Origin of the sequence: Psychromonas sp. Urea-02u-13, from assembly GCF_002835995.1 — a bacterium.
In the GTDB taxonomy this organism is placed as follows: Bacteria; Pseudomonadota; Gammaproteobacteria; order Enterobacterales; family Psychromonadaceae; genus Psychromonas.
Genome location: NZ_PJBZ01000041.1, coordinates 25440 through 49685, shown reverse-complemented (window position 1 = coordinate 49685; position 24246 = coordinate 25440). Strand labels below are relative to the sequence as shown.

17 protein-coding genes are annotated in these 24246 nt (G+C 41.2%); 8 read left to right on the top strand and 9 right to left on the bottom strand.

The genetic code is table 11. The annotated features are described in order from the left end of the window. The first annotated feature begins 380 nt into the window (after nucleotides 1–380). The 5 genes from nirB to leuB all read left to right on the top strand — a co-directional run bounded on the left by nirB (nucleotide 381) and on the right by leuB (nucleotide 8064). Complete coding sequence (nirB, locus tag CXF74_RS03940) at nucleotides 381–2930, top strand: nitrite reductase large subunit NirB (protein ID WP_101081105.1); 2550 nt, start codon at nucleotides 381–383, stop codon at nucleotides 2928–2930. A gap of 10 nt (nucleotides 2931–2940) precedes the next feature. Beyond that, the gene (gene nirD / locus CXF74_RS03935) at nucleotides 2941–3294 is read left to right on the top strand and encodes a nitrite reductase small subunit NirD (protein WP_232772432.1); all 354 of its coding nucleotides are present in this window, start codon (nucleotides 2941–2943) and stop codon (nucleotides 3292–3294) included. A 106-nt stretch (nucleotides 3295–3400) separates the two neighbouring features. Then, nucleotides 3401–4873, top strand: a complete 1473-nt coding sequence (locus CXF74_RS03930; protein ID WP_101081103.1) for a NarK family nitrate/nitrite MFS transporter — start codon at nucleotides 3401–3403, stop codon at nucleotides 4871–4873. Nucleotides 4874–4899: 26 nt separating this feature from the next. Further along, nucleotides 4900–6657, top strand: coding sequence for a bifunctional protein-serine/threonine kinase/phosphatase (locus CXF74_RS03925; RefSeq protein ID WP_101081102.1), 1758 nt, complete (start codon nucleotides 4900–4902; stop codon nucleotides 6655–6657). Between the two features lie 303 nt (nucleotides 6658–6960). Further along, complete coding sequence (leuB, locus tag CXF74_RS03920; protein WP_101081101.1) at nucleotides 6961–8064, top strand: 3-isopropylmalate dehydrogenase; 1104 nt, start codon at nucleotides 6961–6963, stop codon at nucleotides 8062–8064. Between the two features lie 171 nt (nucleotides 8065–8235). On the opposite strand, the gene CXF74_RS03915 is transcribed toward leuB, so the two are convergent. The 5 genes from CXF74_RS03915 to CXF74_RS03895 form a co-directional block, all read right to left on the bottom strand. After that, the gene (locus CXF74_RS03915; RefSeq protein WP_101081100.1) at nucleotides 8236–8490 is read right to left on the bottom strand and encodes a helix-turn-helix domain-containing protein; all 255 of its coding nucleotides are present in this window, start codon (nucleotides 8488–8490) and stop codon (nucleotides 8236–8238) included. 297 nt (nucleotides 8491–8787) lie between these two features. Then, nucleotides 8788–10701, bottom strand: coding sequence for an acyl-CoA dehydrogenase family protein (locus CXF74_RS03910; protein ID WP_101081099.1), 1914 nt, complete (start codon nucleotides 10699–10701; stop codon nucleotides 8788–8790). Continuing rightward, entirely contained in the window at nucleotides 10698–12869 is a 2172-nt protein-coding gene (locus tag CXF74_RS03905; protein ID WP_101081098.1) for a 3-hydroxyacyl-CoA dehydrogenase NAD-binding domain-containing protein, read from the bottom strand. Before CXF74_RS03905 ends, CXF74_RS03910 begins: the two co-directional genes overlap by 4 nt. A gap of 162 nt (nucleotides 12870–13031) precedes the next feature. Next, entirely contained in the window at nucleotides 13032–14321 is a 1290-nt protein-coding gene (locus CXF74_RS03900) for a thiolase family protein (RefSeq protein ID WP_101081097.1), read from the bottom strand. Between the two features lie 152 nt (nucleotides 14322–14473). Next, nucleotides 14474–16231 carry an AMP-dependent synthetase/ligase gene (locus CXF74_RS03895; protein ID WP_101081096.1) on the bottom strand — a complete coding sequence of 586 codons (1758 nt, stop codon included), beginning with the start codon at nucleotides 16229–16231 and terminating at the stop codon, nucleotides 14474–14476. A gap of 130 nt (nucleotides 16232–16361) precedes the next feature. Here CXF74_RS03895 and CXF74_RS03890 point away from each other — a divergent pair, with 130 nt between their 5' ends. Next, nucleotides 16362–18755: a DNA polymerase II gene (locus tag CXF74_RS03890; protein ID WP_101081095.1), complete on the top strand. Its 2394-nt coding sequence runs from the start codon at nucleotides 16362–16364 to the stop codon at nucleotides 18753–18755. A 53-nt stretch (nucleotides 18756–18808) separates the two neighbouring features. Here CXF74_RS03890 and CXF74_RS03885 read toward each other — a convergent pair whose 3' ends face one another. Together CXF74_RS03885 and CXF74_RS03880 are read right to left on the bottom strand one after the other, a co-directional pair. After that, the gene (locus tag CXF74_RS03885) at nucleotides 18809–19417 is read right to left on the bottom strand and encodes a LysE family translocator (RefSeq protein ID WP_101081094.1); all 609 of its coding nucleotides are present in this window, start codon (nucleotides 19415–19417) and stop codon (nucleotides 18809–18811) included. A 1-nt stretch (nucleotide 19418) separates the two neighbouring features. After that, a complete protein-coding gene (locus CXF74_RS03880) occupies nucleotides 19419–19613 on the bottom strand; it encodes a hypothetical protein (protein ID WP_198552768.1) in 195 nt (64 codons plus the stop codon). A 199-nt stretch (nucleotides 19614–19812) separates the two neighbouring features. Here CXF74_RS03880 and CXF74_RS03875 point away from each other — a divergent pair, with 199 nt between their 5' ends. Further along, the gene (locus CXF74_RS03875) at nucleotides 19813–21264 is read left to right on the top strand and encodes an aminotransferase-like domain-containing protein (RefSeq protein WP_101081092.1); all 1452 of its coding nucleotides are present in this window, start codon (nucleotides 19813–19815) and stop codon (nucleotides 21262–21264) included. 85 nt (nucleotides 21265–21349) lie between these two features. Beyond that, nucleotides 21350–21781: a thioredoxin TrxC gene (trxC, locus tag CXF74_RS03870; protein ID WP_101081091.1), complete on the top strand. Its 432-nt coding sequence runs from the start codon at nucleotides 21350–21352 to the stop codon at nucleotides 21779–21781. A gap of 111 nt (nucleotides 21782–21892) precedes the next feature. Here trxC and acuI read toward each other — a convergent pair whose 3' ends face one another. Both acuI and CXF74_RS03860 read right to left on the bottom strand, forming a co-directional pair. Next, nucleotides 21893–22873, bottom strand: a complete 981-nt coding sequence (gene acuI / locus CXF74_RS03865; RefSeq protein ID WP_101081090.1) for an acrylyl-CoA reductase (NADPH) — start codon at nucleotides 22871–22873, stop codon at nucleotides 21893–21895. A 380-nt stretch (nucleotides 22874–23253) separates the two neighbouring features. After that, the gene (locus CXF74_RS03860; RefSeq protein ID WP_101081089.1) at nucleotides 23254–24189 is read right to left on the bottom strand and encodes a pseudouridine synthase; all 936 of its coding nucleotides are present in this window, start codon (nucleotides 24187–24189) and stop codon (nucleotides 23254–23256) included. Between the last annotated feature and the right edge of the window lie 57 nt (nucleotides 24190–24246).

Here is a 24246-nt window from a genome sequence, read left to right as displayed (position 1 = left end):
AACTAGGGCAACAATTTAATATAAAATAATTAAATTTAACTATTGCCAACAAAATCAATAGGTAACAGCTTGCTTCTCGGCAATCCCTTTATGGTCGATGGCCCATTAGCGGTAAGTTAAAAAGTAAAGAAAGCGCTCTCTTTTGGTGCGTGACGCACTAAATTGTTACATTTTTATAACAAATCAACCCGTGGAATACCCGCTATTTAACGACACTTAAATTTTATCGCGATTTAAGTTGTTGAATTTTATGGGGTTATAAATCCTTTTTAACGAGGCCTTTTGAAAGTGGCATCTGCATTGCTATAACCCTAAATGAATCGCTACTGAATAAATCAAATTAAACAGTAAGTAATATCATTGAGAAAGGAAATAGCATTATGAGCAAACAACGCATTGTTGTGGTTGGCAACGGTATGGTCGGGCACAAGTTTATTGATAACCTTATTCAAGACAAAAAAGGTAACGATGGGCTGAGTAATTATGAGGTGATCACCTTTTCAGAGGAATCACGCCTTGCTTATGATCGTGTGCAATTAAGTTACTTCTTTTCGGGAAAAACAGCGGATGATTTATCGTTAACGGATGATAATTATTACCACGAAAATGGCATTAAATTTGTACTCAATGACAAAGTGGTTGAGCTCGACTTTGCCAACAAACACATCATCACAGCAAGTGGCCGTATCGAAAGTTACGACAAATTAGTCTTAGCCACGGGCTCCTTTCCTTTTGTGCCGCCTATCCCGGGTAATGACCAAGCACATTGCCATGTCTATCGTACTATTGATGATTTAGAAGCGATCACTGAATCGGGCAAAACAAGCAAAGTGGGTGTTGTTATTGGTGGCGGTTTACTCGGCCTTGAGGCGGGTAATGCATTAGTCAACTTAGGTTTAGAAACACATATTGTAGAGTTTGCACCACGTTTAATGGCGGTGCAGTTAGACGAAGGGGGTGGTGCATTATTACGCCGTAAAATTGAAGAGATTGGCGTAAAAGTGCATACCGGAAAAGCCACCACTGAAATTATTGCTGGGGAATTTTGTCGTTATCGTATGAACTTTGCAGATGGCAGTTTTTTAGAAACGGATACGATTATCTTTTCCGCCGGCATTCGCCCACAGGATGAATTAGCCCGTTTATCGGGTATCGATATTGGTGAGCGTGGTGGCATTGTTATCAATAATCACTGCCAAACCAGTGCTGACAATGTGTATGCGATTGGTGAATGTGCGTTATGGGAGAACTTTATTTTTGGTTTAGTGGCACCGAGTTATCAGATGGCAAAAGTGGTGGCTGCACATATTAACGGCAACACTGATCTTGCGTTTACTGGTGCCGATATGAGTACTAAATTGAAGTTATTAGGGATTGATGTTGCCAGTATTGGTGAGGTACATGGAAAAACTGAAGGTGCGCAGTCATATACTTATCATGATGAAATTGAGCAAGTTTATAAACGTTTGATTGTTTCGCAAGATGGCAAGAAGCTGGTGGGCGCAGTCTTAGTGGGTGACGTGGATGCTTACGGCACGTTATTGCAATTAAAGTTAAACGACATGGTGTTACCGGATAACCCTAGTGCACTTATTTTACCAAGCTCAGATGATGAGCAATCTACTGGTTTAGGTGTTGATGCGCTACCTGATACTGCTGCTATTTGTTCATGTTTCGATGTCAGTAAAGGGGATATTAAACAAGCGGTTGCAGCTGGCTGCTGCAATATGGGAGATCTCAAAAGCTCAACCAAAGCGGCGACTGGGTGTGGTGGTTGTGCTCCTTTAGCAAAACAAGTATTGGATAGTGAGTTAGCTTCTCTGGGTTTTGAAGTTAAAAATGATATCTGTGAGCATTTTGCTTATTCTCGTCAACAACTAGCCGATATTATCCGCGTTAAAAAAATTAAAACATTTTCTGTATTATTAACTGAATGTGGCTCTGGACTCGGGTGTGAAATATGTAAACCTGCCGTTGCTAATATATTAGCTTCTTACTGGAATGATTATGTACTAGAAGACGAACATGTTGGTTTACAAGACACTAATGATAACTACCTAGGTAATATGCAAAAAGATGGGACTTACTCTGTTGTTCCACGTATTCCGGGTGGTGAAATTACACCAGATGGTTTAATCGTTATCGGGCAAGTTGCTAAAGAGTTCGACCTTTATACAAAAATTACCGGTGGAGCACGTGTCGATCTATTTGGTGCGCAGTTAAATGAACTCCCTGCTATTTGGAAGAGGTTAGTTGATGCCGGTTTTGAAACAGGGCATGCATACGGTAAGTCATTACGTACAGTTAAGGCTTGTGTTGGTAGCACTTGGTGCCGTTACGGCGTTAAAAATAGTATCGGTTTTGCGATTGATCTAGAAAATCGTTACAAAGGATTACGCTCTCCACACAAAGTTAAGTTTGGTGTGTCTGGTTGTACGCGTGAATGTGCTGAAGCGCAAGGCAAAGACTTTGGTTTGATTGCAACAGACAACGGTTGGAATCTGTTTTTTGGTGGTAATGGCGGTATGCGTCCTCGCCATGGTGATTTGTTTGCATCTGATCTAACCGATGAACAATTACGCACTTATGTAGACCGTATTTACATGTTTTATATTCGTACTGCTGATCGTCTACAACGTACCTCTGTATGGTTGGAGAATTTAGAAGGTGGGATTGAATACCTAAGAGATGTCATCATCAATGATTCTCTAAACATTAATGCTGAGTTAGAAGCGGAAATGGAAAGTAACATTGAAAACTACCAGTGTGAATGGAAAACAACCATTGAAGATCCTGAAAAACTAAAGCGTTTCAAACATTACATCAATAGTCATGAAGCTGATGCGGGTCTTGAATTTAAAGTTGAGAGAGAACAGCGTTTCCCTACCACTAAAAATGATAACAAAATTCACATCACAGAATTAGTCTAAAAGGAGAAAAATGATGGAAAATAACTTAAATAATACAACATGGACTGATATCTGTACTTTGAGCGACTTAACGCCTAATGCGGGGGTCTGCGCACTTTTTAACAAACAACAAGTGGCTATTTTTTTGTGTAAGCAAACTGATAATGTTTATGCCGTCGCTAATTTTGACCCATTCGGTGAAGCAAATGTACTGTCTCGAGGCTTAATTGGATCAACAGAAGATATTACCTATGTGGCCTCTCCTTTATATAAGCAGCGTTTTAATTTGAGTACGGGAGAGTGTTTAGATTCTTCAGAGCATAGGTTAAAAACCTTTAATGTGCGGATTGAAAGTAATCAAGTACAGCTTAAAGAGGCGAGTTAATAAGCGCCTTTAACGCTCTCTAAGTTATTAACGCTCTCTAAATTATTAAGGCTCTATTTCATTAATAGGACCGTTACCCAAATAAAGTTTAAAACAGGAATTTACTATGAGTAAAAGCTCATTTAACATTTTTTCTTTTCAAGGAAAGATGAAAACATTACACCTAAGCTGGATGGCCTTTTTTATTACCTTTGCCGTGTGGTTTAACTTTGCCCCTTTATTACAATCGGTAAAAGAAACACTAGGGTTAACCACTGAGCAAATTAAAACGTTATTGATTCTTAATGTCGCCATCACGATTCCAGCGCGAGTTATTGTCGGTTCGCTAACCGATAAATATGGGCCACGCATCGTTTATTCAGCCTTGCTTTTTCTCTGTGCTATCCCTTGTTTTACCTTCGCATTTTCTGAGACGTTTTTAGAAGCTGCGATTTCACGTTTTGCATTAGGTTTTATTGGTGCAGGTTTTGTGATTGGTATTCGCCTTGTTTCAGAGTGGTTCCCGCATAACGAGCTAGGCACCGCAGAGGGTATTTATGGTGGATGGGGTAACTTTGGTAGTGCGGCTGCCGCGTTTACATTACCTACGGTGGCGTTGTTATTTGGTGGCGATGAAGGCTGGCGTTATGCCATGGTGGTCACTGGGTTATTAAGCTTAGCTTTTTCCTTTGTTTTTTATCACAACATTCGTGATACCCCTAAGGGCGCCACGTATTTCAAACCGGCTAATTTAACCGCCATGGAAGTCACTTCTAAGGGCGATTTCTTTCTTTTATTGTTGATGAAAATACCCATGTATGCGGCATTAGCACTGTTAACCTGGAAGTTATCACCGACGAATATCGATATGCTCTCAACGGGAGCCTGTTATGTTATCTATACCCTGTTAGTTTTACTTTATGTCTATGAATGGACTCAGGTGTGGAAAGTGAATAAACACATTTTTACGACACCTGTCGAAGAGATTCATCGTTATAAATTCAAACAAGTGGCGGTGTTAAATGTGCTTTATTTTGCGACCTTTGGATCTGAATTAGCGGTTGTTTCGATGTTGCCATTATTCTTCTTAGAAACCTTCGAATTAACGCCGGTGGTTGCCGGTATGGTGGCATCTGCTTACGCCTTTATGAACTTAGTTTCACGTCCTGGTGGTGGTTGGCTTTCCGATCGCTTTGGTCGTAAATCAACCTTGATTATTTTGACTGCAGGTTTAGCCTTAGGTTATTTATTAATGGCACAAATCACAGGGCAATGGACGTTATGGCTAGCCGTTGCTGCTGCGATGTTATGTTCTTTCTTTGTACAAGCCGGTGAAGGCGCTGTCTTCGCAACGGTACCGTTAATAAAGCGTCGTATGACAGGACAAATCGCGGGCATGACAGGGGCTTACGGTAATGTTGGAGCGGTTGTCTACCTGACTATCTTGTCGTTTGTTGATTACCAAACCTTCTTTTATGTGATCGCTGTTACCGCATTTGCTGGTTTAGTAACCTTGCTCTTTATGACTGAGCCAAAAGGAAAAATAGCCGAAATAAATGAAGATGGTAGTGTCACATTAATTGATGTTGGCAGTCATTAATACAAGTATAAATTGGGAAATTTGATATGAGTAAAATAATGACCACAAAGCTGGACATTTGTATTGGCGGATATTCAACAGCAGGGAAACGTGATGTTAACCAAGATGCCTTTGCGGTTAAAGACCCAAGCTCATATTCAGAGAAACAATTTAAAGGGGTTGTTGCCTGTCTTGCAGATGGTGTTAGCTGCAGCAATAATGGGCAACAAGCTAGTCAGACCAGTGTGACACAATTTATCAGTGACTATTACAGTACGGAGCAAAGCTGGGATGTAAAGAAATCGGCCGGCAAGGTATTAAACGCATTAAATGCTTGGTTGTATCATCACAGTCAAGCAGATGCTCGCCATAACGGTTTGATCACGACTTTTAGTAGCGTTATTTTTAAGTCAACAACGGCGCATATTTTTCATGTAGGAGATAGTCGTATTTACCGCTTCCGAGCAGGTAGTTTAACGCAACTCACGCAAGACCATTGCCGCTCTGCTGGTGGTGATAGCCGTGTTTTAACACGTGCGCTAGGCATGGATTGGCATATCGATATTGATTATCGTAGCCTGTCTCTGCAGCAAGGAGATGTTTTTTTATTGTCCAGCGATGGTTTACACGATGTACTAACGAGTAAAATGATCATTGAACACCTTCGTTGTCATCAAGATATTGAGGTTACTGCAAAGACGTTAGAAGCGCTCTCTAAAGCCATTTGTAATGATGCGCTTAATCACGGTAGCATCGATAATTTGAGTTGTTTATTGCTGACAGTGGGGCCATTACCTAACCCCGGTCTTAATGAGGTATTTAAAAACCTAAGTAAGTTGGTGATCCCGCCAGCGATGCAACAAGGCAATGAAATTGACGGCTTTAAAGTCGATAAAGTATTGCACGAAGGGACACGTAGCCATGTCTATTTAGCCACGGGAAAAAGTACCCATAAACAAGTGGTATTAAAAATGCCCTCTTTGAATTATGCGCACGACCAAACTTACCTTGATGGATTTTACAAAGAGCAGTGGGTAGGGCAACGATTAAAACACCCTAATATTATGGCCATTCAAGCGCGCATTGAAAAATCCCCCTTTCTTTATCATATTTGTGAATATATTGAGGGCATCACATTACGTCAATGGATGTATGAAAACCCGCAACCTGCCTTTGAAGAGGTGGTGGTTATTGTTAAAAAAGTGGTTAATGCGGTGCGTGTTTTACAACGTTCAGCGATGGTGCATCGAGATTTAAAACCGGAAAACATACTTATCTCTCAGCATAATCACATTACTCTTATCGATTTTGGAACCGTTAAAATCAAAGGGTTAGACGAGATATCAAAAACAGTAGAAGAGGTGCCACTAGGGGCTGCGGATTATATTGCACCCGAGTACCTTTATAAGGGCGAAACCAGTGTGTTATCGGATCTTTTTTCGATTGCCGTGATCACCTATGAGTTACTTTCTGGCGGTTTACCCTATCAAGAGAATAATCTGCAATCGTTACATAAAGTGGCCAATTCAGATTGGTTATATCGTGATATTCAACGCTTTAGAATTGGACTGCCCAAACATTTAGATGTGGTGCTGAGTAGTGCGACACACCCTAATATCGATAAGCGTTATAGCTCGATGAGTGAATTTATCACTGAACTTGATAGAGTGACGTGCAATAGCGCTGTGTCGTTGCCCAAGCTGTCGTTTATGGAAAGGCATCCGCTCAAGTTTTGGCAAGCACTGTCGTCGGTGTTTTTTGTTATCGCCGTCATCGAGTTTTACCTATTACTTATAGCAACCTAATTAATCTGTGATCAACCTTGCCGGTTAAAACGCGTTTTTCTTATGCAATATAAGATCACTGCTTTAATGCACTTGCTATTAATCGGCGTTAAACAGGATGAGATAATGCACTTGTTGTTTTTTAGCTGAAACAAAAATGCGTCACTTTTGGATATTGCTTATCACTATTAGTATTCAACAAAACTGCATAAATAATCACCTAAAGAGTAAAAAAGTGTCGCGAAGTTTGAAACTAGGGGCACTTTTCCTTATGATGCATGCAAGAATTTCAAACAATCTACATTTATCATTCAGGGAATTAAAATGACAACATATAACATCGCATTACTTGCTGGTGACGGTATCGGTCCAGAAGTAATGGTTGAAGCAGTAAAAGTATTAAAATTAGTTGAACAGCGTAACGCTGATGTAAACTTTGAACTAAACGACGTATTGTTTGGTGCTGTTGCTTACTTTGAAACGGGTAAAGCATTCCCTGATGAAACTAAAGCTGCTTGTGATAAAGCGGATGCAATTCTTAAAGGTACGATTGGCCTTAACCACGAAGATTCTAAAAAAATCCCTGTTGATGAGCAACCTGAACGTGGCGCATTATTACCACTTCGTCGTCGTTACAATACTTACGCTAACTTCCGTCCTGTTTACCTGCCAAAAGGTCTTGCACACTTTTCACCACTTAAAGCATCTGTTGTTGGTGAAGGTATCGACATTATGCTTATTCGTGAATTAGTGGGTGGTTTGTACTTCGGCGAGAAAGAAACAGGCGTTGATGCACAAGGTCGTCGTTTTGTACGTGAAGTACTTGAATACGATGAAGATCAAATCCGTCAAATCGTACGTGTTGGTTTTGAAGTTTCAATGAAACGTAAAAAAGTAATGCACAACATCCATAAATCAAACGTATTAAAATCAAGCGTTTTATGGAATGAAATCGTAGAAGAAGAGAAAGTTAATTTCCCTGAAGTTGAAGTTATCAATATATTAGTTGATGCTGCAGCGACTTACCTATGTTTAAAACCAACGATGTTTGATGTAATGGTTATGGAAAACATGTTTGGTGATATCTTAAGCGACCAAGGCGGCGGTATCTTAGGTTCTTTAGGCCTTATGCCTTCTGCTTGTAAAGGTCCTGAAAAATCTTACTACGAACCATCACATGGTTCTGCGCCAGACATCGCGGGTAAAGGTATTGCAAACCCATACTCAATGATTGGCTCTGTTGCGCTAATGCTTGAAATGAGCTTTGGTATGGAAAAAGAAGCTAAAAATCTTTGGGCTGCTATGCAAGGTGTATTTGAAGATGGTTATTCAACATCTGACCTTTCTAAAGCGGGCGAAGCGAACTTAGTAAGCACGGCTGAATTTGGTGATCTAGTCTGCGCTAAATTGGCTAAAATGCCTGTTTAATCCTACTGGATGAATAACTGAAAAGTTAATAAAAAACCACGTTACTTGATATAAAAAGTAACGTGGTTTTTTTTGCCTAAAATTTACTGGTAAGCGAGCTTGAACATCTATAATTATTTGTTCAGTACTCGTTTTAATGTCACTGAGTGAGGTAGACATCTAAGGTAGCCATTACCACTCCTCTTTCCAGCCCGACTCATCATCGCCAGTTTTGCTATTACGAGGTGTGATTTCAAAATCTAATTCAAGCGCAGAAAGCAGTTTAAAAAAAGTATCCATCTTGGTTGTTCCTGCTCTCAACTCAAAATTTGAAACAGTATCTTGGCGTACTCCAACTTTTTTAGCGACATCCGTTTGCGATAATTCATTATCTAAACGAACATCCTTTAAATATGCACTAAGTTGTTTTGTTGTGGAGATTTTCATATTTACCTTACACGCTATAACAAGTAAATAAATTATTACACTGTATAGCAGGTAAACCAAGTTTTACACGCTGTAGTGGGTAATTTGTATTGTGTCTGTCTGCCTTAACGAGAAAAATGGAAAAGCAGTGCGTACTAAAAATTGGCCAAAATGAATTTTTATGGGAGCCAGAAACAAAAAATCAACCATTATAGGTTGATTTAGTAGATGTGAAACTTGGTTCGAGTAGCGGAAATCGAACCAAGTTATCAGCTTGTTAGGCTAATATTAGTGATTAAATTTCAACCCTCGCTACGGTTAATAATCAACCCAAGGCACGCCTTCTTCTAACCATTTCATTTCGCCATTTAAGACACTTCTGGCGAGTTTATTCTCTTTGTTATCATCATTATTGGTTAATTCGTCAAACAATCTATCTATTTTTCGTTTGCTGTTTAAGCAAAATACATCCGCAAGATACTGAGGTGTTAAGTCGTCAGGTTGTTTATCAAGTTTGGATTTTGCAAAGGAGCAGGTGGCCGATATGGCAAATAGCTCAGTGCCAATCTCCATCAGTAAACCTAAAATATGTTGCTTACGCTCTAATCTATCTTGATATAAACCGATGTAATGGAAAATCGTACGCGCTAATTTATGCGCGCTACTTTCAACATAAGAGATATGCTTAGCGAGTTTTCCAAGCTCTGGGTGTGAACTCCATAATGAGCTATTCACCCATTGTGTTGGATACCAACTACTGTAAAAGGCTGCTAATTTTACGCCAGCTTGAATTTTTTGACCGACAGGCACATTTTTCTTAAGTAAATCGGCTGCTACTTTTAAATGGGGATCCATCGCTTCACGCGCTAAAAATAGCTTCATGATATCCGTGGTGCCTTCAATAATACGGTTAATGCGGCAATCACGCATCAGACGCTCAATCGGGTAGGGTTTCTCGCCACGGGCTTTTAATGAAGAGGCTTTTTCGTAACCACGACCGCCACGTAATTGCATGGTGGTATCAACCACTTCCCAGGCGAGTTCAGAGCAGAACAGTTTTGCCATGGCCGCTTCAATGCGCAGGTCCAATTTAGGATCATCCGCCATATGTGAGGTTAAATAGGTAACGGCTTCCATGGCAAAAGTGCTTGAGGCGATAAAGGCGATTTTTTTGGCACCCGCTTCGTGTTTACCAATGGGCATACCCCATTGCACACGTTCATTACCCCAATCGCGGGCAACCGCTAAACAGTATTTTCCCATGCCGGCAGAGGCCGCTGGCAGTGTTAAACGACCGGTATTAAGGGTTGCGAGGGCCAATTTCAAGCCTTTCCCTTCACCGAGAATGATATTTTCAACGGGCACTTTTACATTAGTAAATTTCATTAACCCATTTTGAATGCCACGAATACCCATAAAGTCACAGCGATGTAATACCTCCATACCACCCATCTCTTTTTCTACAATAAAGGCGGTGATCTGTTTGACTTGTTTACCACTTTTTAAGATTTTAGGGGCGGTTTGTGCCATCACCACTAATACATCGGCAATTAATCCATTGGTACACCAGAGTTTGATACCGTTGATTAAATAGTGTTTTCCATCCTCGGTTAAGGTTGCGGTGGTTTCCATTTTGGCAGGGTCTGAACCGACTTCAGGCTCGGTTAACGCAAAAGCGGATATCTTGCCTTCGCGAAATTGCGGTAAGTATTTTTCTTTCTGCGCTTTTGTACCAAACATTTTTAACGGCTGTGGCACACCAATCGATTGATGCGCACTTAATAAAACCGCAGTCGCGCCACAATGCGCGGAAACCGCCATCATGATGCGATTATAATTAACCTGAGAGAGTCCTAATCCGTTATATTCTTTAGGTACTTTCATGGCAAACAGGCCCATGTCAGTCAATCCTTTTATAACCTCATCGGGAATGATTTGTGTTGCGTCCACTTCTTCACCATCAAGGTGATTAATCAAAAATTCACAGACCTCTTTAACAAGATCATCACCTATTTTTTGCTCTTCAGGACTCTGTGTTGGAAAAGGAAAAATGAGATCGGTTTGGCAATTGCCCATAAATAGCTGACCGGCAAAACTATTTTGTTGTAGGTTATTATCACGGGCCGCTTCTGCAAGTTGCATAGCAGCTGCTTTATCCGCATTCATTTTAGAGGTATCAATAACAGACTGCTCTTCAGGCTGCTCTTTAACGTTATCTGTTTGTTTATTCATTGTGCATCTCCCTCATAAAATGTTTGCTGATTGTTCGCTTTATCTATTAACAACTGCGCAGGGCTAAAACGTTCACCGTAAAGCGCGCTTAATTTTGTTAGTGTGTCACAGACATTTTTTAACCCTCGGTTATCGGCATATTTTAATAGTCCGCCATGAAAGGCAGGGAAACCCGTACCCATTAACATTGCCATATCTAAGTAAGCAGGATTAGTAATAATGCCTTCTTCTAAACAGCGCACCGCTTCATTGACCATCACTAAAATACAGCGATCAACTATCTGTTCATGATTAAACTGCTGTGGGCTGATATTATTTTCTGAACGATAAAAAGTTAAAAGTGTGTCGATGTTCTTGTTATAGCGGGGTGCTGACTTTTTGATATGTTGATAAAAACCGGTGCCCGATTTTTTACCTAATAGTTTTTCTTCATTAAAAATAGGGTGGAAAATACCCGCTACTTTCATGCGTGGTCCATAGGCTTCTTCTAAAATAGTGGCGACATGAAAACCAATATCGATACCCACTTCATCAGCTAGTACAAACGGCCCCATTGGCAGTCCAAACGCTTCGATGCTTTTATCAATAGCCAGTACATTACCGCCTTCTTGTAAAATTAGGGCCGCTTCGTTAAGCATCGGAATCAGAATGCGGTTCACTAAGAAACCTGCACAGTTACCCACTACAATCGGGGTTTTACCAAGTTGTTTAGCGAGTTTTACTGTGTTAGCAATGGTTTGTTGGCTGGTTTTTTCGCCGGGGATAATTTCAACTAAGGGCATACGATTAACGGGATTAAAGAAATGCATACCAATCATATTTTCAGGACGCTTCAAGCCTTCTGCCATCTCCGTAATAGAAAGGCTTGAAGTGTTTGAAGCTAAAATAGCATGCTCTGGTAGTTGCGCTTCTACTTCTGCTAACACCATTTTTTTTACTTTAATATTTTCAACAACCGCTTCTACAACAAGGTCAATCTGCTGGAAACCATTGTAATTAACACAGCCCGCAATATGGTTCATTTTGTAGCGAATTTGATTCGGTTTGATTTTACGAAACTTCTTCATCTGCTGATAATACAGATTGGCCGTTTGATAACCTTTAGCGACCGCTCCCCATTCAATATCCTTAAGGCGTACGTTAATATCTTTATTAGAAAATAACCACGCGATACCACCGCCCATCACGCCTGCGCCTAATACTGCCGTTTTATTCATGACTTGTGGGGTAATACTATTATCGTTTATACCTGTCTCTTTTTTCAGGGCTTCACTGGTGAAAAACAGTTGGATCAAGTTTTTACTGATATCGGTGATAGCGACCTCTGAAAATCCTCGTAACTCTTCTTCTAAGGCGTCGTCTATGGACATATCGGTTATGCTTTCAATGACTTGTAATGCTTTAAAGGGAGCAGGGTAGTGCCCCTTGGTTTTGGCGAGCAGGTTTTGATGGGCTTTTTTGAAAATGAGTTTTTGTCCAAATACATTATCTTCTAATAATTTTTGCGCGAAGGGTTTATTACGTTTCTGAATGATTTTTTTGACAAATAACGGTTCGGTTAACAGGCTGTTAATAAAGTCATCGATGAAAGCGCGATCAAGCGTGTGATTATAAATAGCATCAACGAGTTTTAGACGTAATGCTTTTTTAGCCGCTATCACTTTGGCCGCTAAAATTAACTGCAAGGCTGCTTGTAAACCGATCAGTTTGGGTAAACGTACACAGCCACCAAACCCAGGAATAATACCTAAGCTCACCTCAGGTAATCCAATCACCGATTTTTTATCATCGCTAATAATACGATAGTCACAGGCAAGGGCGAGTTCACAACCTCCGCCGACACAAGCGCCATTAATGACCGCTAAACTTGGGAAAGGTAATAACGCGATTTGGTGTAATACCTGCTGTCCAAAACGTGCCTTTTCGTAAGCTTCCTCTTTGCCACGGATATCTTTTATTTCATTAATATCGGCGCCAGCGATAAAGATGCCTTTTTTGGCGCTTTCAAAGACTAACAGTTTCATGCTTTTATCAGAGGCAAGTGCAGTAAGGTGCTCTTTAAGTTCAAGGAGCGTTTTGCCATCGAGCTTGTTGATTTTTTCATTTTCAAAATCAAACAGTAGGGTGGCAACACCTGTTTCAGTATTTGTAGATAACTTGAAGTTCATGACGCTTACTCCTGATCATTTCTCATAATAATTTATATTGTAAGTGTTCAGGGCTAAGCTATTTATGCTCAGTTCGAGGCGAAAAAGCGCAGTTTAGTCTTTTAAATGCGTATTTTTCAACGATGAAATGGGCTTAAATAGCAACGGCCTGTGCACTTACTTCTACTCTACTTCTAGGGCCAATGCAGCACCTTGCCCGCCACCAATACACAGCGTGACTAATCCACAGTTTTGTTTTTTCGCGCGCAGTGCTTTGAGCATAGTGATCACTAATCGAGTGCCCGTGGCGCCAACGGGATGACCTAATGCGATGGCGCCCCCATGTACATTTAGTTTGTCGCTATCAATTGCGCCAATGGCTTTGTCTTTATTAAGGTAGGTTTGTGAAAACAGATCCGATGCAAAGGCGCGCTCGTTTGCAATAACTTGGGCTGCAAAGGCTTCATTAAGCTCAATTAAGTCAAAGTCACTCATCGACAGACCTGATTTGTCGAGCAACTTGCTGGTGGCATAAACGGGGCCTAATCCCATGCGATCAGGACCTAATCCTGCATAGGCGTAATCTCTTAGGTAACCTAATGGTTTATAACCTAACGCTTTGGCCTTGCTTTCTAACATGACCAATACAGCACCTGCACCATCGGTTATCGGGCAAGCGTTTGCCACTGTAATGGTGCCCGCGCTACGGTCAAAAAAGGGTCTGAGTTTGGCCAGTTTCTCAAGGCTTTGGTCGGGACGTATTGAGTTATCGGTTGTTTGCACATTATTGTAATGAGGGGGTAATAAAATAGGATGAATTTCATCTTCAAAAAATCCACTTTGCTGCGCACTGGCGGCTTTTAAGTGTGAATTTAATGCGTAGCTATCTTGCTCTGCACGGCTAATACTAAACTCACGCGCTAATACTTCTGCTGTTTGCCCCATGTTTAATCCGCAAATAGGATCGGTTAATCCTTCCACAATCGAGATAATAGGTTTGAGGTAAGCGGGTCTAAATTGGGCAAGTGTGGAGAGTTTTTGTGGGGTTGTTTTGGCTTTCATTAAATCGCCAAACAGCTTGGTCATTTTACTGCCAAACTTGAGCGGGTATTGGCTCATGCTTTCTGTGCCACCTGCAATAACAATTTCACCGCTACCTGCGAGTAATTTCTCAAACCCCGTGGTAATAGATTGCATACCGGAAGCGCAATTGCGATGCACGGTATACGCGATAAGGTCTTCAGGCAAGCCGGCTTTTAAGGCAACCACACGGGCAATATTACAGGCATTAGAAGGCTGGCCGACATTACCCATGATGAGTTCATCAATCAAGCGCACATCGATGTCTGTTTTGGCCAGTAACTCTTTTACAATCACAGCCCCTAAGTCATCGGGGGCAATGGAAGCCATCTCGCTACCTGCTTTGCAAAATGGGCTACGTATTCCTTCTACAATCGCTAATCTTTCTTTCATGCTTCTCTCCCGATTTACAACAAATATACGGTGACAACATTAATCGAACGGCTAAGGGTAAAAATGGTAGTACTTTTCAATAATAGGGCGAGATAACTACTTTGAGATTAACTCGCCGGGTTTATCACCTACAAGGTGAAAGTGATGAATCATTAAGCGTAAAAATCATCAATGATATCTTTGAACTTGGCTTCTATTACATGGCGACGTAATTTCATTGTGGGTGTTAACTCGCCTGTTTCAATGGTAATAGGGTGCTTAACAAACTTGTATTTTTGGATTTTTTCCCAGGCGCTCAGTTGATCATTAACGGCTTGAACGGCTTCTTTAATCTCATGTTTAACTTCACTGGAATTTAAAAAGTCACTGTTACTCATGTCCCCATAACCACGGTGTTCACGAATCGCATCTAAGTTTTCATAATCAGGAAACAGCAAGCACGATACAAAACGGTGATTCTCACCAATAATGGCGGCCATATCAATTAACGGAGATTTACATAAGCGCTGCTCGATAGGCACCGGACTGACATATTTACCATTAGAGGTTTTAAACAACTCTTTTTTACGCCCGGTAATCGTCAGGTAACCATCAGCATCGAGTGATCCTAAATCGCCGGTATGTAACCAGCCGTCACTGTCGATAACCTCATTGGTCGCTTGCTCGTTATTATGATAACCGACCATCACATTAGGGCCTTTGGCTAATATTTCATTATCACTGGCAATTTTAACTTCTACACCGGGGTATATTTTCCCCACGGTGCGATAACGTACATTACCCGGGAAATTCACCGCAAGTACCGGCGAACTTTCTGTTAAACCGTAACCTTGGTAAACATTAAAACCGATGTTTTTAAAGAAGTGTTCCATGCTTTCACTGAGCGCTGAGCCACCGACAATTAGCATTGTTAAGTTACCACCCAATGCGGCACGTAATTTACTATAAATCAGCTTGTCAAAAATCTTATCCGATAAACTATTTTTAGCGGGTATTTTATCAATGGCACGCTCAAAAGCACTGCTCATGAGTTTACGTTTTAAACCACTTTGGTCCTCGATACGGCTGTTCATTTTAGCGTACACTTTTTCTAACAAACGAGGCACTAAGGTGATCACCGTGGGTTTTATCTCACGTAATAAATCACCTACTTTTTTAATATCATCGGCAAAATAGAGTGGCGTCCCCGTGGAAATATAATAATAACCAACCATACGTTCAAAAACGTGGGCTAACGGTAAACAAGTGAGTATTTTATCTTTTTGTGGGTCTAGCGGAAAACGCTCATGAGTAGCTTTGATTTGTGAAATAAGGTTCTGGTGGCTGATTTCAACACCTTTAGGCTCGCCCGTTGAACCACTGGTATAAATAATAGTGGCAACATCTTCGGGTTTAACCGCGTTGCGCATTAAGGCAAAGAGTTGTGGCTGTTGATTAGATAATTCATCACCTAATTCAAGTAATTTTTGGAAGCTTAATCCGTTTTTTGCGTTGTAATTATTTTCGAGTGAAATCACCTTACGAAAACTTTTTAACTCTGCGCAAATATTGTCATCAAGCAGGTTACTGTCACTAATGAAAATATACTTAATATTGCTATCTTTTTTCTGAAATGCAAAGTGCTTGCTTGAGACATTAGCAAACATTGGCACCGAAATAGCGCGGTTCAACATGATAGCAAGATCAATCATGACCCACTGTGGAGAAGGGGGTGAAATAATGGCAAAACCGTCATATTCGTCAACACCGAGTGAGCGTAAACCAAGGGCTAATCGACGAATTGTTTCAGAGAATTTCTCACTTGAAAGTGATTTCCATTGACCGTGGTATTTATAATTTAGCGCACTAGAATTTGTGTAGGTATTGACTACATGTTGGATCATTTCGGGAAGTGTTTGATAGTTGATCATAATGATCCTCAGTGTAAATAATGTAGATTAATGAGACAGTTAGCTCTATTAGTCTAATATAGACTAGTTCACACCTTTGTGTTTACACGGGCTGTGTTAAACTTGAGCTCTCTCTAATATTTGAGTCTTTATGGAAAAATTAACGCAATTTGAAGGTCTAATATTATCACGTAAACAACGTGATACAGCCACTGGCATCGAGCTTTCTCTGTGGATTAAAAGTGAAATGGGTGCCTGCCAAGTGGTCCTGACTGGATTACGTGCTGTTTTTTTAATCAAACAAGAAGATTTAACCCGTGCTTTAGCGCTTTGGGCAAATAAGTCACTCAGTGCTGCAGAAGTGCGCCCGCTCGCATTAAGTAACTTCAGTCAACAAAATGTCGTGGCTATTTATAGTTTATCGACGGCCCATTCAAGACTGTTACAACAGCCTCTTTCTGATCATGCTTTAGCGATTTACGAAGCGGATATTAAGGTCAGTGATCGTTATTTAATGGAACGTTTTATTTATGGAAGCGTTAAGGTCAGTGGCGATATTTATAAACAGGGTGAGCACTGGGGTTGTCAAAATCCTAAACTCAGCGCGGGTAAAAATAGTGGTCAGTTACGCACGGTCTCGCTAGACATTGAATGTAGTCCTGAACAAGCGCTCTACAGTGTGGGTTTGAGTGTTGAAGATGCCAGTGAAAACTGTGTGATTATGATCGGTGAAGCGCAACCTTGCGAAACGCTCAATATTATTTGGGTTGCCGATGAATTAAGCCTCTTAATCGCACTACAAAATTGGTTTAGAGCCTACGATCCCGATGTCATTATTGGTTGGGCGGTGGTGAACTTCGATATGCGTTTATTAGCCGAACGCGCTAAATTGCATCATTTTAAGTTATGTCTTGGCCGTGATAATAGCCCGCTACACTGGTTTTCTCATCAAGAGTCCGACGATCAAGGCACGCTGATGTTAAATGGTCGTGTGGTCTTAGATGGCATTGAGCAACTGAGAAACAGTAGTTGGCACTTTGAAAGCTTTAGTTTGGAGTTTGTCAGCCAAGCGCTATTCTCTGAAGGCAAGTTAATCACCGAAGAGAACAGCGTGTTTGTTGATAAAGGCCTTGAAATAAAGCATCAATATGAAAACACTCCCATCAAATTAGCGGCGTACAATCTTCAAGATTGCCTGCTGGTGGATAAAATTTTTGCACATGCGCATTTAGTTGAATATGCCATTCAACGTGCGGAGCTAACAGGGCTCGCACTCGACAGACGGGGGGCATCGGTGGCCGCCTTTACTAACTTATACCTGCCTTTATTACACCGCAGTGGTTATATCGCACCGAATATCGGTGACATCGAGGCGCAGCATTCGCCCGGTGGTTTTGTGATGGACTCCAAACCCGGCTTGTATGATTGGGTCTTAGTGCTTGATTTTAAATCACTGTACCCCTCAATTATTCGCACCTTTAAAATCGATCCTTTAGGCATGATTGAAGGCCTGAAAGCGCCAGAAGAAGAAACCATTGCAGGTTTTAGAGGCGCGCGTTTTAGCCGAGAAAAACACCATTTACCTAAAATATTAGACCGCTTAACGGCTGCCCGTGAGCAAGCCAAAAAAGTGAATAACAAACCCTTTTCACACGCCATCAAAATCATCATGAACAGTATGTACGGGGTATTAGGCTCTGCAGGTTGCCGTTTCCATGATACACGTTTAGCCAGCTCTATTACCCTGCGCGGACATCAAATTATGATAGAAACAGGCGCTTTTATTGAAGGGTTAGGGTTTGATGTTATTTACGGTGATACGGACTCAACCTTTGTGTGGTTAAAAGGCTGTGATTCATTAACAACGGCAGATGAAAAAGGAAAAATGCTCGCTCAGGCTATTAACGATCATTGGCAGCAGAAAATCGCCGATGAATTTGACCTGCCATCACTGTTAGAAATTGAATATGAAACCTGTTTTAGTCGCTTTTTTATGCCCACGTTACGTGGCTCTGATTCAGGCTCTAAAAAACGTTATGCGGGCCTAAAAACCACAGAGCAGGGCAGTGAAATTATCTTCAAAGGTTTGGAGAGTGTGCGCAGTGATTGGACTGAACTGGCGCGAGAGTTTCAGGAAACGTTATTTGAAAAAGTCTTCTCACAACAAAGTGTCACCGAGTTTATGCTTGATACGGTGAGTAAACTCAAAGCAGGCCAGTTAGATGCACAACTTATTTATCATAAACGCTTACGTCGTCCCCTTGATGCTTATGTTAAAAATGTCCCGCCGCAGGTACGTGCCGCACGCCTTGCTGATGCACAAAATAGAAAATTAGGGCGTCCACTGCGTTATCAACGCCGAGGACGCATCGCCTATTTTATGACCCATAACGGCCCTGAACCCGTAGAATACCGTGATTCAAGCATCGACTATCAGCATTATATTGATAAACAATTAAAACCGATTGCCGATGCCATTTTGCCTTTTTTAGCGGTTGATACTGACTTTGAAACACTGGTCTCAGAGCAGATGCCTTTATTCTAATAAAGGGCTTCTTCCATGTAAGAGAAAGCCCGTTTGTTCAGCGCTAATAGCATTTAGTTTAAGATGAAAAACAGCGTCGCGACTGTCATTGCACCCATCGTATAGTTAAAGGATTTTCTGCGTTTTGGGGTGGTTAATAGGCGTTTAATGGCAACGCCTAGATAAGCCCACAAACTGATCGCGACAAAACCCATTAATGCAAAACAAAGCATGATCCACAAACCCGATTCGATATAACGATCGCCGGCTAAGGTAAAACTGCTGATACTGCCGATCACCATTGCCCAGGCTTTAGGATTCACAAATTGAAAGAGTGCAGCGCCTATTACCGTCATCGGGCGACTGTTTTGTGCTTTGCTGGCCAGTGCATTGTCATCGGTTGAGGCGCTGGCTATTTTCCAAGCTAGCCAAAATAGATAAAGCGAGCCAACTACTTTTAACACATCATAAAGTTGTGGATAGCGCTCAAACATCAAGCCCAAACCTAATAGCACAGAGGCCAGTAACGCGGCGATGCCTAAGATAATGCCAAAGATATGCGGTAAGGTTTTTTGATAACCAAACTGTGCACCGGACGCCAGTAACATAATATTATTCGGGCCAGGTGTTACTGACATAACAAAGGCAAACAACGAAATAGCCAATAACAATGAAATTTCCATATTAATCTCCTTTTAACGCATTGAATAACAATACCACAAGGCGATTTTTCTTTAGCTCTGTGCGACTGCTTTCTGTTGTTAGCGCAATATCATTTAATAGATAGCTGGGTAAGTTTCGTAGTTGCTTACGTGTTTGATATTGTCTGCTTAGTCTTTTGAGTCTGTTTAATACTGGCTGCTGGTTTAAATTATTCATGGTAACTCCCCTGTAATAGCTCATTGAATAATCATTTTAAATAATTCTATTTTTCAATACAGATTCAAATTTAATTAATGTTTAGATACAGATACACAAAAATAGCGCTGTATTGTGCTATTTAGAGAGATCTGTATGGTAAATTTATCTCTTTTTTACGTAATGTAGAATCGTTGAGTTTAATTTAGGTGATAAAAACATGAATTTATACGATAAGGTGGCTAACGATCTGCGTGAGAACATCCATGCTGGTTTGTTTGTGGTGGGTGATAAATTACCCTCTATTCGTCAATTAACGGCGCAATACAGCGTGAGTATTTCAACCATCCAACAGGCTTATCACCAATTAGAAATGGAGAGCCTCATAGAAGCGCGCCCTAAGTCGGGTTATTTTGTCTCTGTCAGTACACCCATTCCTGCTAAACCAGAAACCTCTCGGCCCGCGCAACGGCCTATTGATGTTTCACAATGGCAAGAAGTGCTAGAGGTGTTATTAACCAAGCAAGGGGTGGACACCATACAGCTGCAACATGCGATGCCCAACATGAGCGAAGTCAGCTTAAAACCGTTGCTTAAAAAAATGACTGAATTGATGCGTCATCATGTTGAGTTGAGTTTGCCCTATGGTGATATCAATGGCGTACTTGCATTGCGTGAACAAATTGTTAAATTAGCGGCTACATCGGGCTGTGCATTACACCCGGATGACTTAGTGATCACCTCGGGTTGCCAAGAGGCATTGTCGGTGTGTTTACGCGCGGTCACTGAGCCCGGTGATATTGTCGCAGTTGAATCACCGAGTTTTTATGGTGCGATGCAGGCCATTAAAGCCGCTAACTTAAAAGCGATAGAAATACCCACTAATGCAGAAAGTGGTTTGAGTTTAGAAGCCTTAGAATTAGCGCTTGAGCAATGGCCGATTAAAGCGATTTTAGTGACCCCAACCTGTAATAATCCGATGGGTTATACCATGCCAGAAGAGGCTAAAAAGCGCCTTTATCAATTGGCACAAAGCTACGATATTAGCATTATTGAAGACGATATCTACGGCGACATTAGTTATCAATCTCCACGCCCCAGAACCATTAAATCTTTTGATGAAGACGGCCGTGTCTTACTGTGTAGCTCTTTCTCTAAAACAGTGGCGCCGGGTATTCGTGTGGGTTGGATTGCGCCGGGTCGTTATCGTGATAAAGTAACGCATATTAAATATGTCAGCAGTTCAATGTGTCCTACTTTGCCTCAAATGGCGATTGCCGATTTCATTAAATCAGGTGGTTATAATAAACATACACGCCGTGTGCGTTTGTTATATAAGCAAGGTCGGGATCATTTAATTGCCTGTATTAAACGTTATTTCCCGCAGGATACACGTATTAGTTTTCCGCAGGGAGGTTACATATTATGGGTCGAATTAAACAAACAATACGACACGGTAAAACTCGCCTCGCAATGTAAAGCGGGGGCGGTGAGCATTGCTGCTGGGCCCATTTTTTCTGCTACGGGTAAATATCGAAGTTGTATGCGCCTTAATTTTAGTGAACAAACTGAGATTGAACGTGAGCAGGGCATTCGCCAATTGGCGTTTTATATTAATCAGCAAGTGGCAGTTAGCTTAGATGCCAATATCAAGACGACATTAAAAAACTAGCGCAGAAGTGACGCTACAGAAACGCTACAGAAACGATGGTACAGACCAATACAACCTAATAAAAATTACTGACGAGATATTAATAATGACTATGATCACAACCCGTTGCCCACATTGCCAATCAATGAACCGTTTACCTACTGAGCGCATTGACGCAACACCGAATTGCGGACGCTGTAAAATGGATTTATTACAGGGGGCACCTATTGAAGGTACTGCTGTAAATTTAGGTGCCTTAATTAAAGGGGATAAACCTGTAGTTATCGATTTTTGGGCGCCCTGGTGTGGTCCTTGTACTAATTTCGCACCGGTATTTTCAGAAGTCGCAACAGAGCAGAATGGTGCTCGTTTTGTGAAAGTAGATACAGAGGCGCAGCAACAATTAGGCGCGCAGTATAATATCCGCAGTATTCCAACATTGATGGTATTTAAACAGGGTAAAGTGGTGGATACACTCAATGGCGCACTGCCTAAAACACAATTTAAAGAGTGGTTAGCGCAAGCGTTACGCAAATAAGAGAGAGAAGACGCACGTGTGTTGAGGCGCCTTAAATCTTATATTGTTATAGGATTTAAGGGCTTCTTTCGAGCTACTAGCTACTAGCTACTAGCTTCTTGCGTTCTAGCTTTACAGCTTGATAACGATACGACCTGTTACTTGACCATTAGTAATGGCATCTGCATATTCAGGTGTTTGCTCTAAGGTGATTTCACGGCAAGCTTGATCATAAAAAGAGACCGGTAAAATTTCAACTAAACGATTCCAAGCTTGAACACGTTTATCATAAGCACATGAAACAGAATCGATGCCTAATAATTTCACACCGCGTAAAATAAACGGCATCACAGTGGTTGGTAAATCAAAACCACCGGCTAAACCACAGGCTGCCACTGCGCCGTTATAATCCATTTGCGCTAAGACTTTGGCTAATATCTTACTGCCTACGGTATCAATTGCGCCTGCCCATAACTGTTTTTCTAACGCGCGTGCTGGCTCTTGTAATTCTTCACGGGCAATAATGCGGCTCGCACCCAGTTGTGTTAATAATTCACTATTTTGATCAACGCGACCTGTTACAGCAACCACTTGATAACCGAGTTGTGCTAATAACGTCACAGCTGTTGAACCTACACCGCCACTGGCACCGGTCACTAGAATCTCACCACTTTCAGGTGTTACGCCTGCATCAACTAATGCCTGAACGCACAACATCGCAGTTAATCCAGCAGTACCAATCATCATTGCTTGTTTGCTGCTCATTCCCGCGGGTTGAGGCACTAACCAATCGGCTTTTAAACTCGCTTTTTCTGCCATGCCGCCCCAGTGAGATTCACCCACTCCCCAGCCTGTTAATACAACATTATCGCCAGCTTGGTAACGTGCATCTTTTGATTCAATAACACGACCCGCTAAATCAATCCCTGGGACCATAGGAAACTCACGAACAATACGACCTTTACCGGTGATTGCTAAGCCGTCTTTATAATTTAAAGAGGAGTAATCTACATCAATGAGGACTTCGTTTTCTGGAAGTTGCGATTCATTGATTTGTTGAATTTCTGCCGTTGTATTTTTGTCTTGTTGATTAAGAATAAGTGCTTTAAACATACGTTGACTCCGAGAATGCTAAGGGGAAATTGAATATGCATAGAGTGTAAACCTCAATGCGCCATGTGGATAGTGAAAAATAATCATAAACTACATGCATAAAACGCATCTATTAAGAGGAGGGAAACGATGCTTTTTTGAATGAAAATACCAGCGGATGTATTCTAAAATTAAACGCGTTTACCGTTGTGTTTAAAATGAAATTTGTAAGTCATTTAGTTTAAGACTGAGTAGTGACGATAAGCAAAGCAAGACGAGCACAAAGCTACAGCGTTACACAGAGGGTATTAAAAAAAGACCTTCTTTCTTCTTTTACTTCGCACCTTCGTGGTTGATTACCTTTGAACTTATTCAAACAATACTCAATCTGGTGTTGTTTGTTATGCCTCATGCAAGCGCAAGTTACCGTCATACTTAAAATGCCTTGCTTGCAAAGTCACAGGGTCGATAAATTGCAGCTCTTTTGCGAGTAACTGTAAAGGGGCAGAATAGTTATCAGCACAGAGGGGCTGCAATATTGGGTAGTATTTGTCATTGAGTATTGGCCAACCCAGTGATTGCATATGAACACGTAATTGATGTGTTTTACCCGTAATAGGGTTTAATTCAAATAACGCTTTATCAGCCGTTTGTTGTAAACAGCGAATCACAGAATGGCTGTTGGCCTCGCCCTCGATTATCTGCATGCAAAACCGAGGTTGGGATTGTACGATACGATTTTTAACCTGCCATTCCTGACCTATTAAGCTTCTATTATCATCATTAACATTGTCATTAATACTGTCATCAACATTGCCACCAATATTAGCAATCGCTTGGTAGGTTTTACGGATTTTTCGTGTTTCAAATAACGCATGATAACAATGACGTGTTGCAGGGTTAACAGAAAAAATAACCAAACCGGCGGTCACTCTGTCCAAACGGTGCACGGCTTGTAAGGTGTTAATGCCCGTTCGACGTCGTAAGCGGTTTTGTAAACATTCATTGACATAAATCCCCGCTGGCACAACGGCTAAAAAGTGCGGTTTATAAGCGACCAGAATATGCTCATCCTGAAATAATATCGTTTCTTGAAAGGGGATAATGGGCTCACTTTCGACTTCTCGATAATAGTAAATCCGTTGTTGTGCTTTAAAAGGAGAATTAGCCGTGATCAGTGTGCCGTCGTGGCGGTGCACTTTGCCATCTGTCATTCGCTGATGCCAAATTTGTGCATCAATATAGGGAAACTTAATAATGAGGTATTCGAGTACTGTCTCTACGCCGGGGTTAATCTGTGGCAAGCTCAGTTTGGAAGGGTGCTCGGAAATTATCATTTAGTCATCTTTATTTACGCTTTGTATTTTATCAAAATAAGTGGCTAATGTTACTTA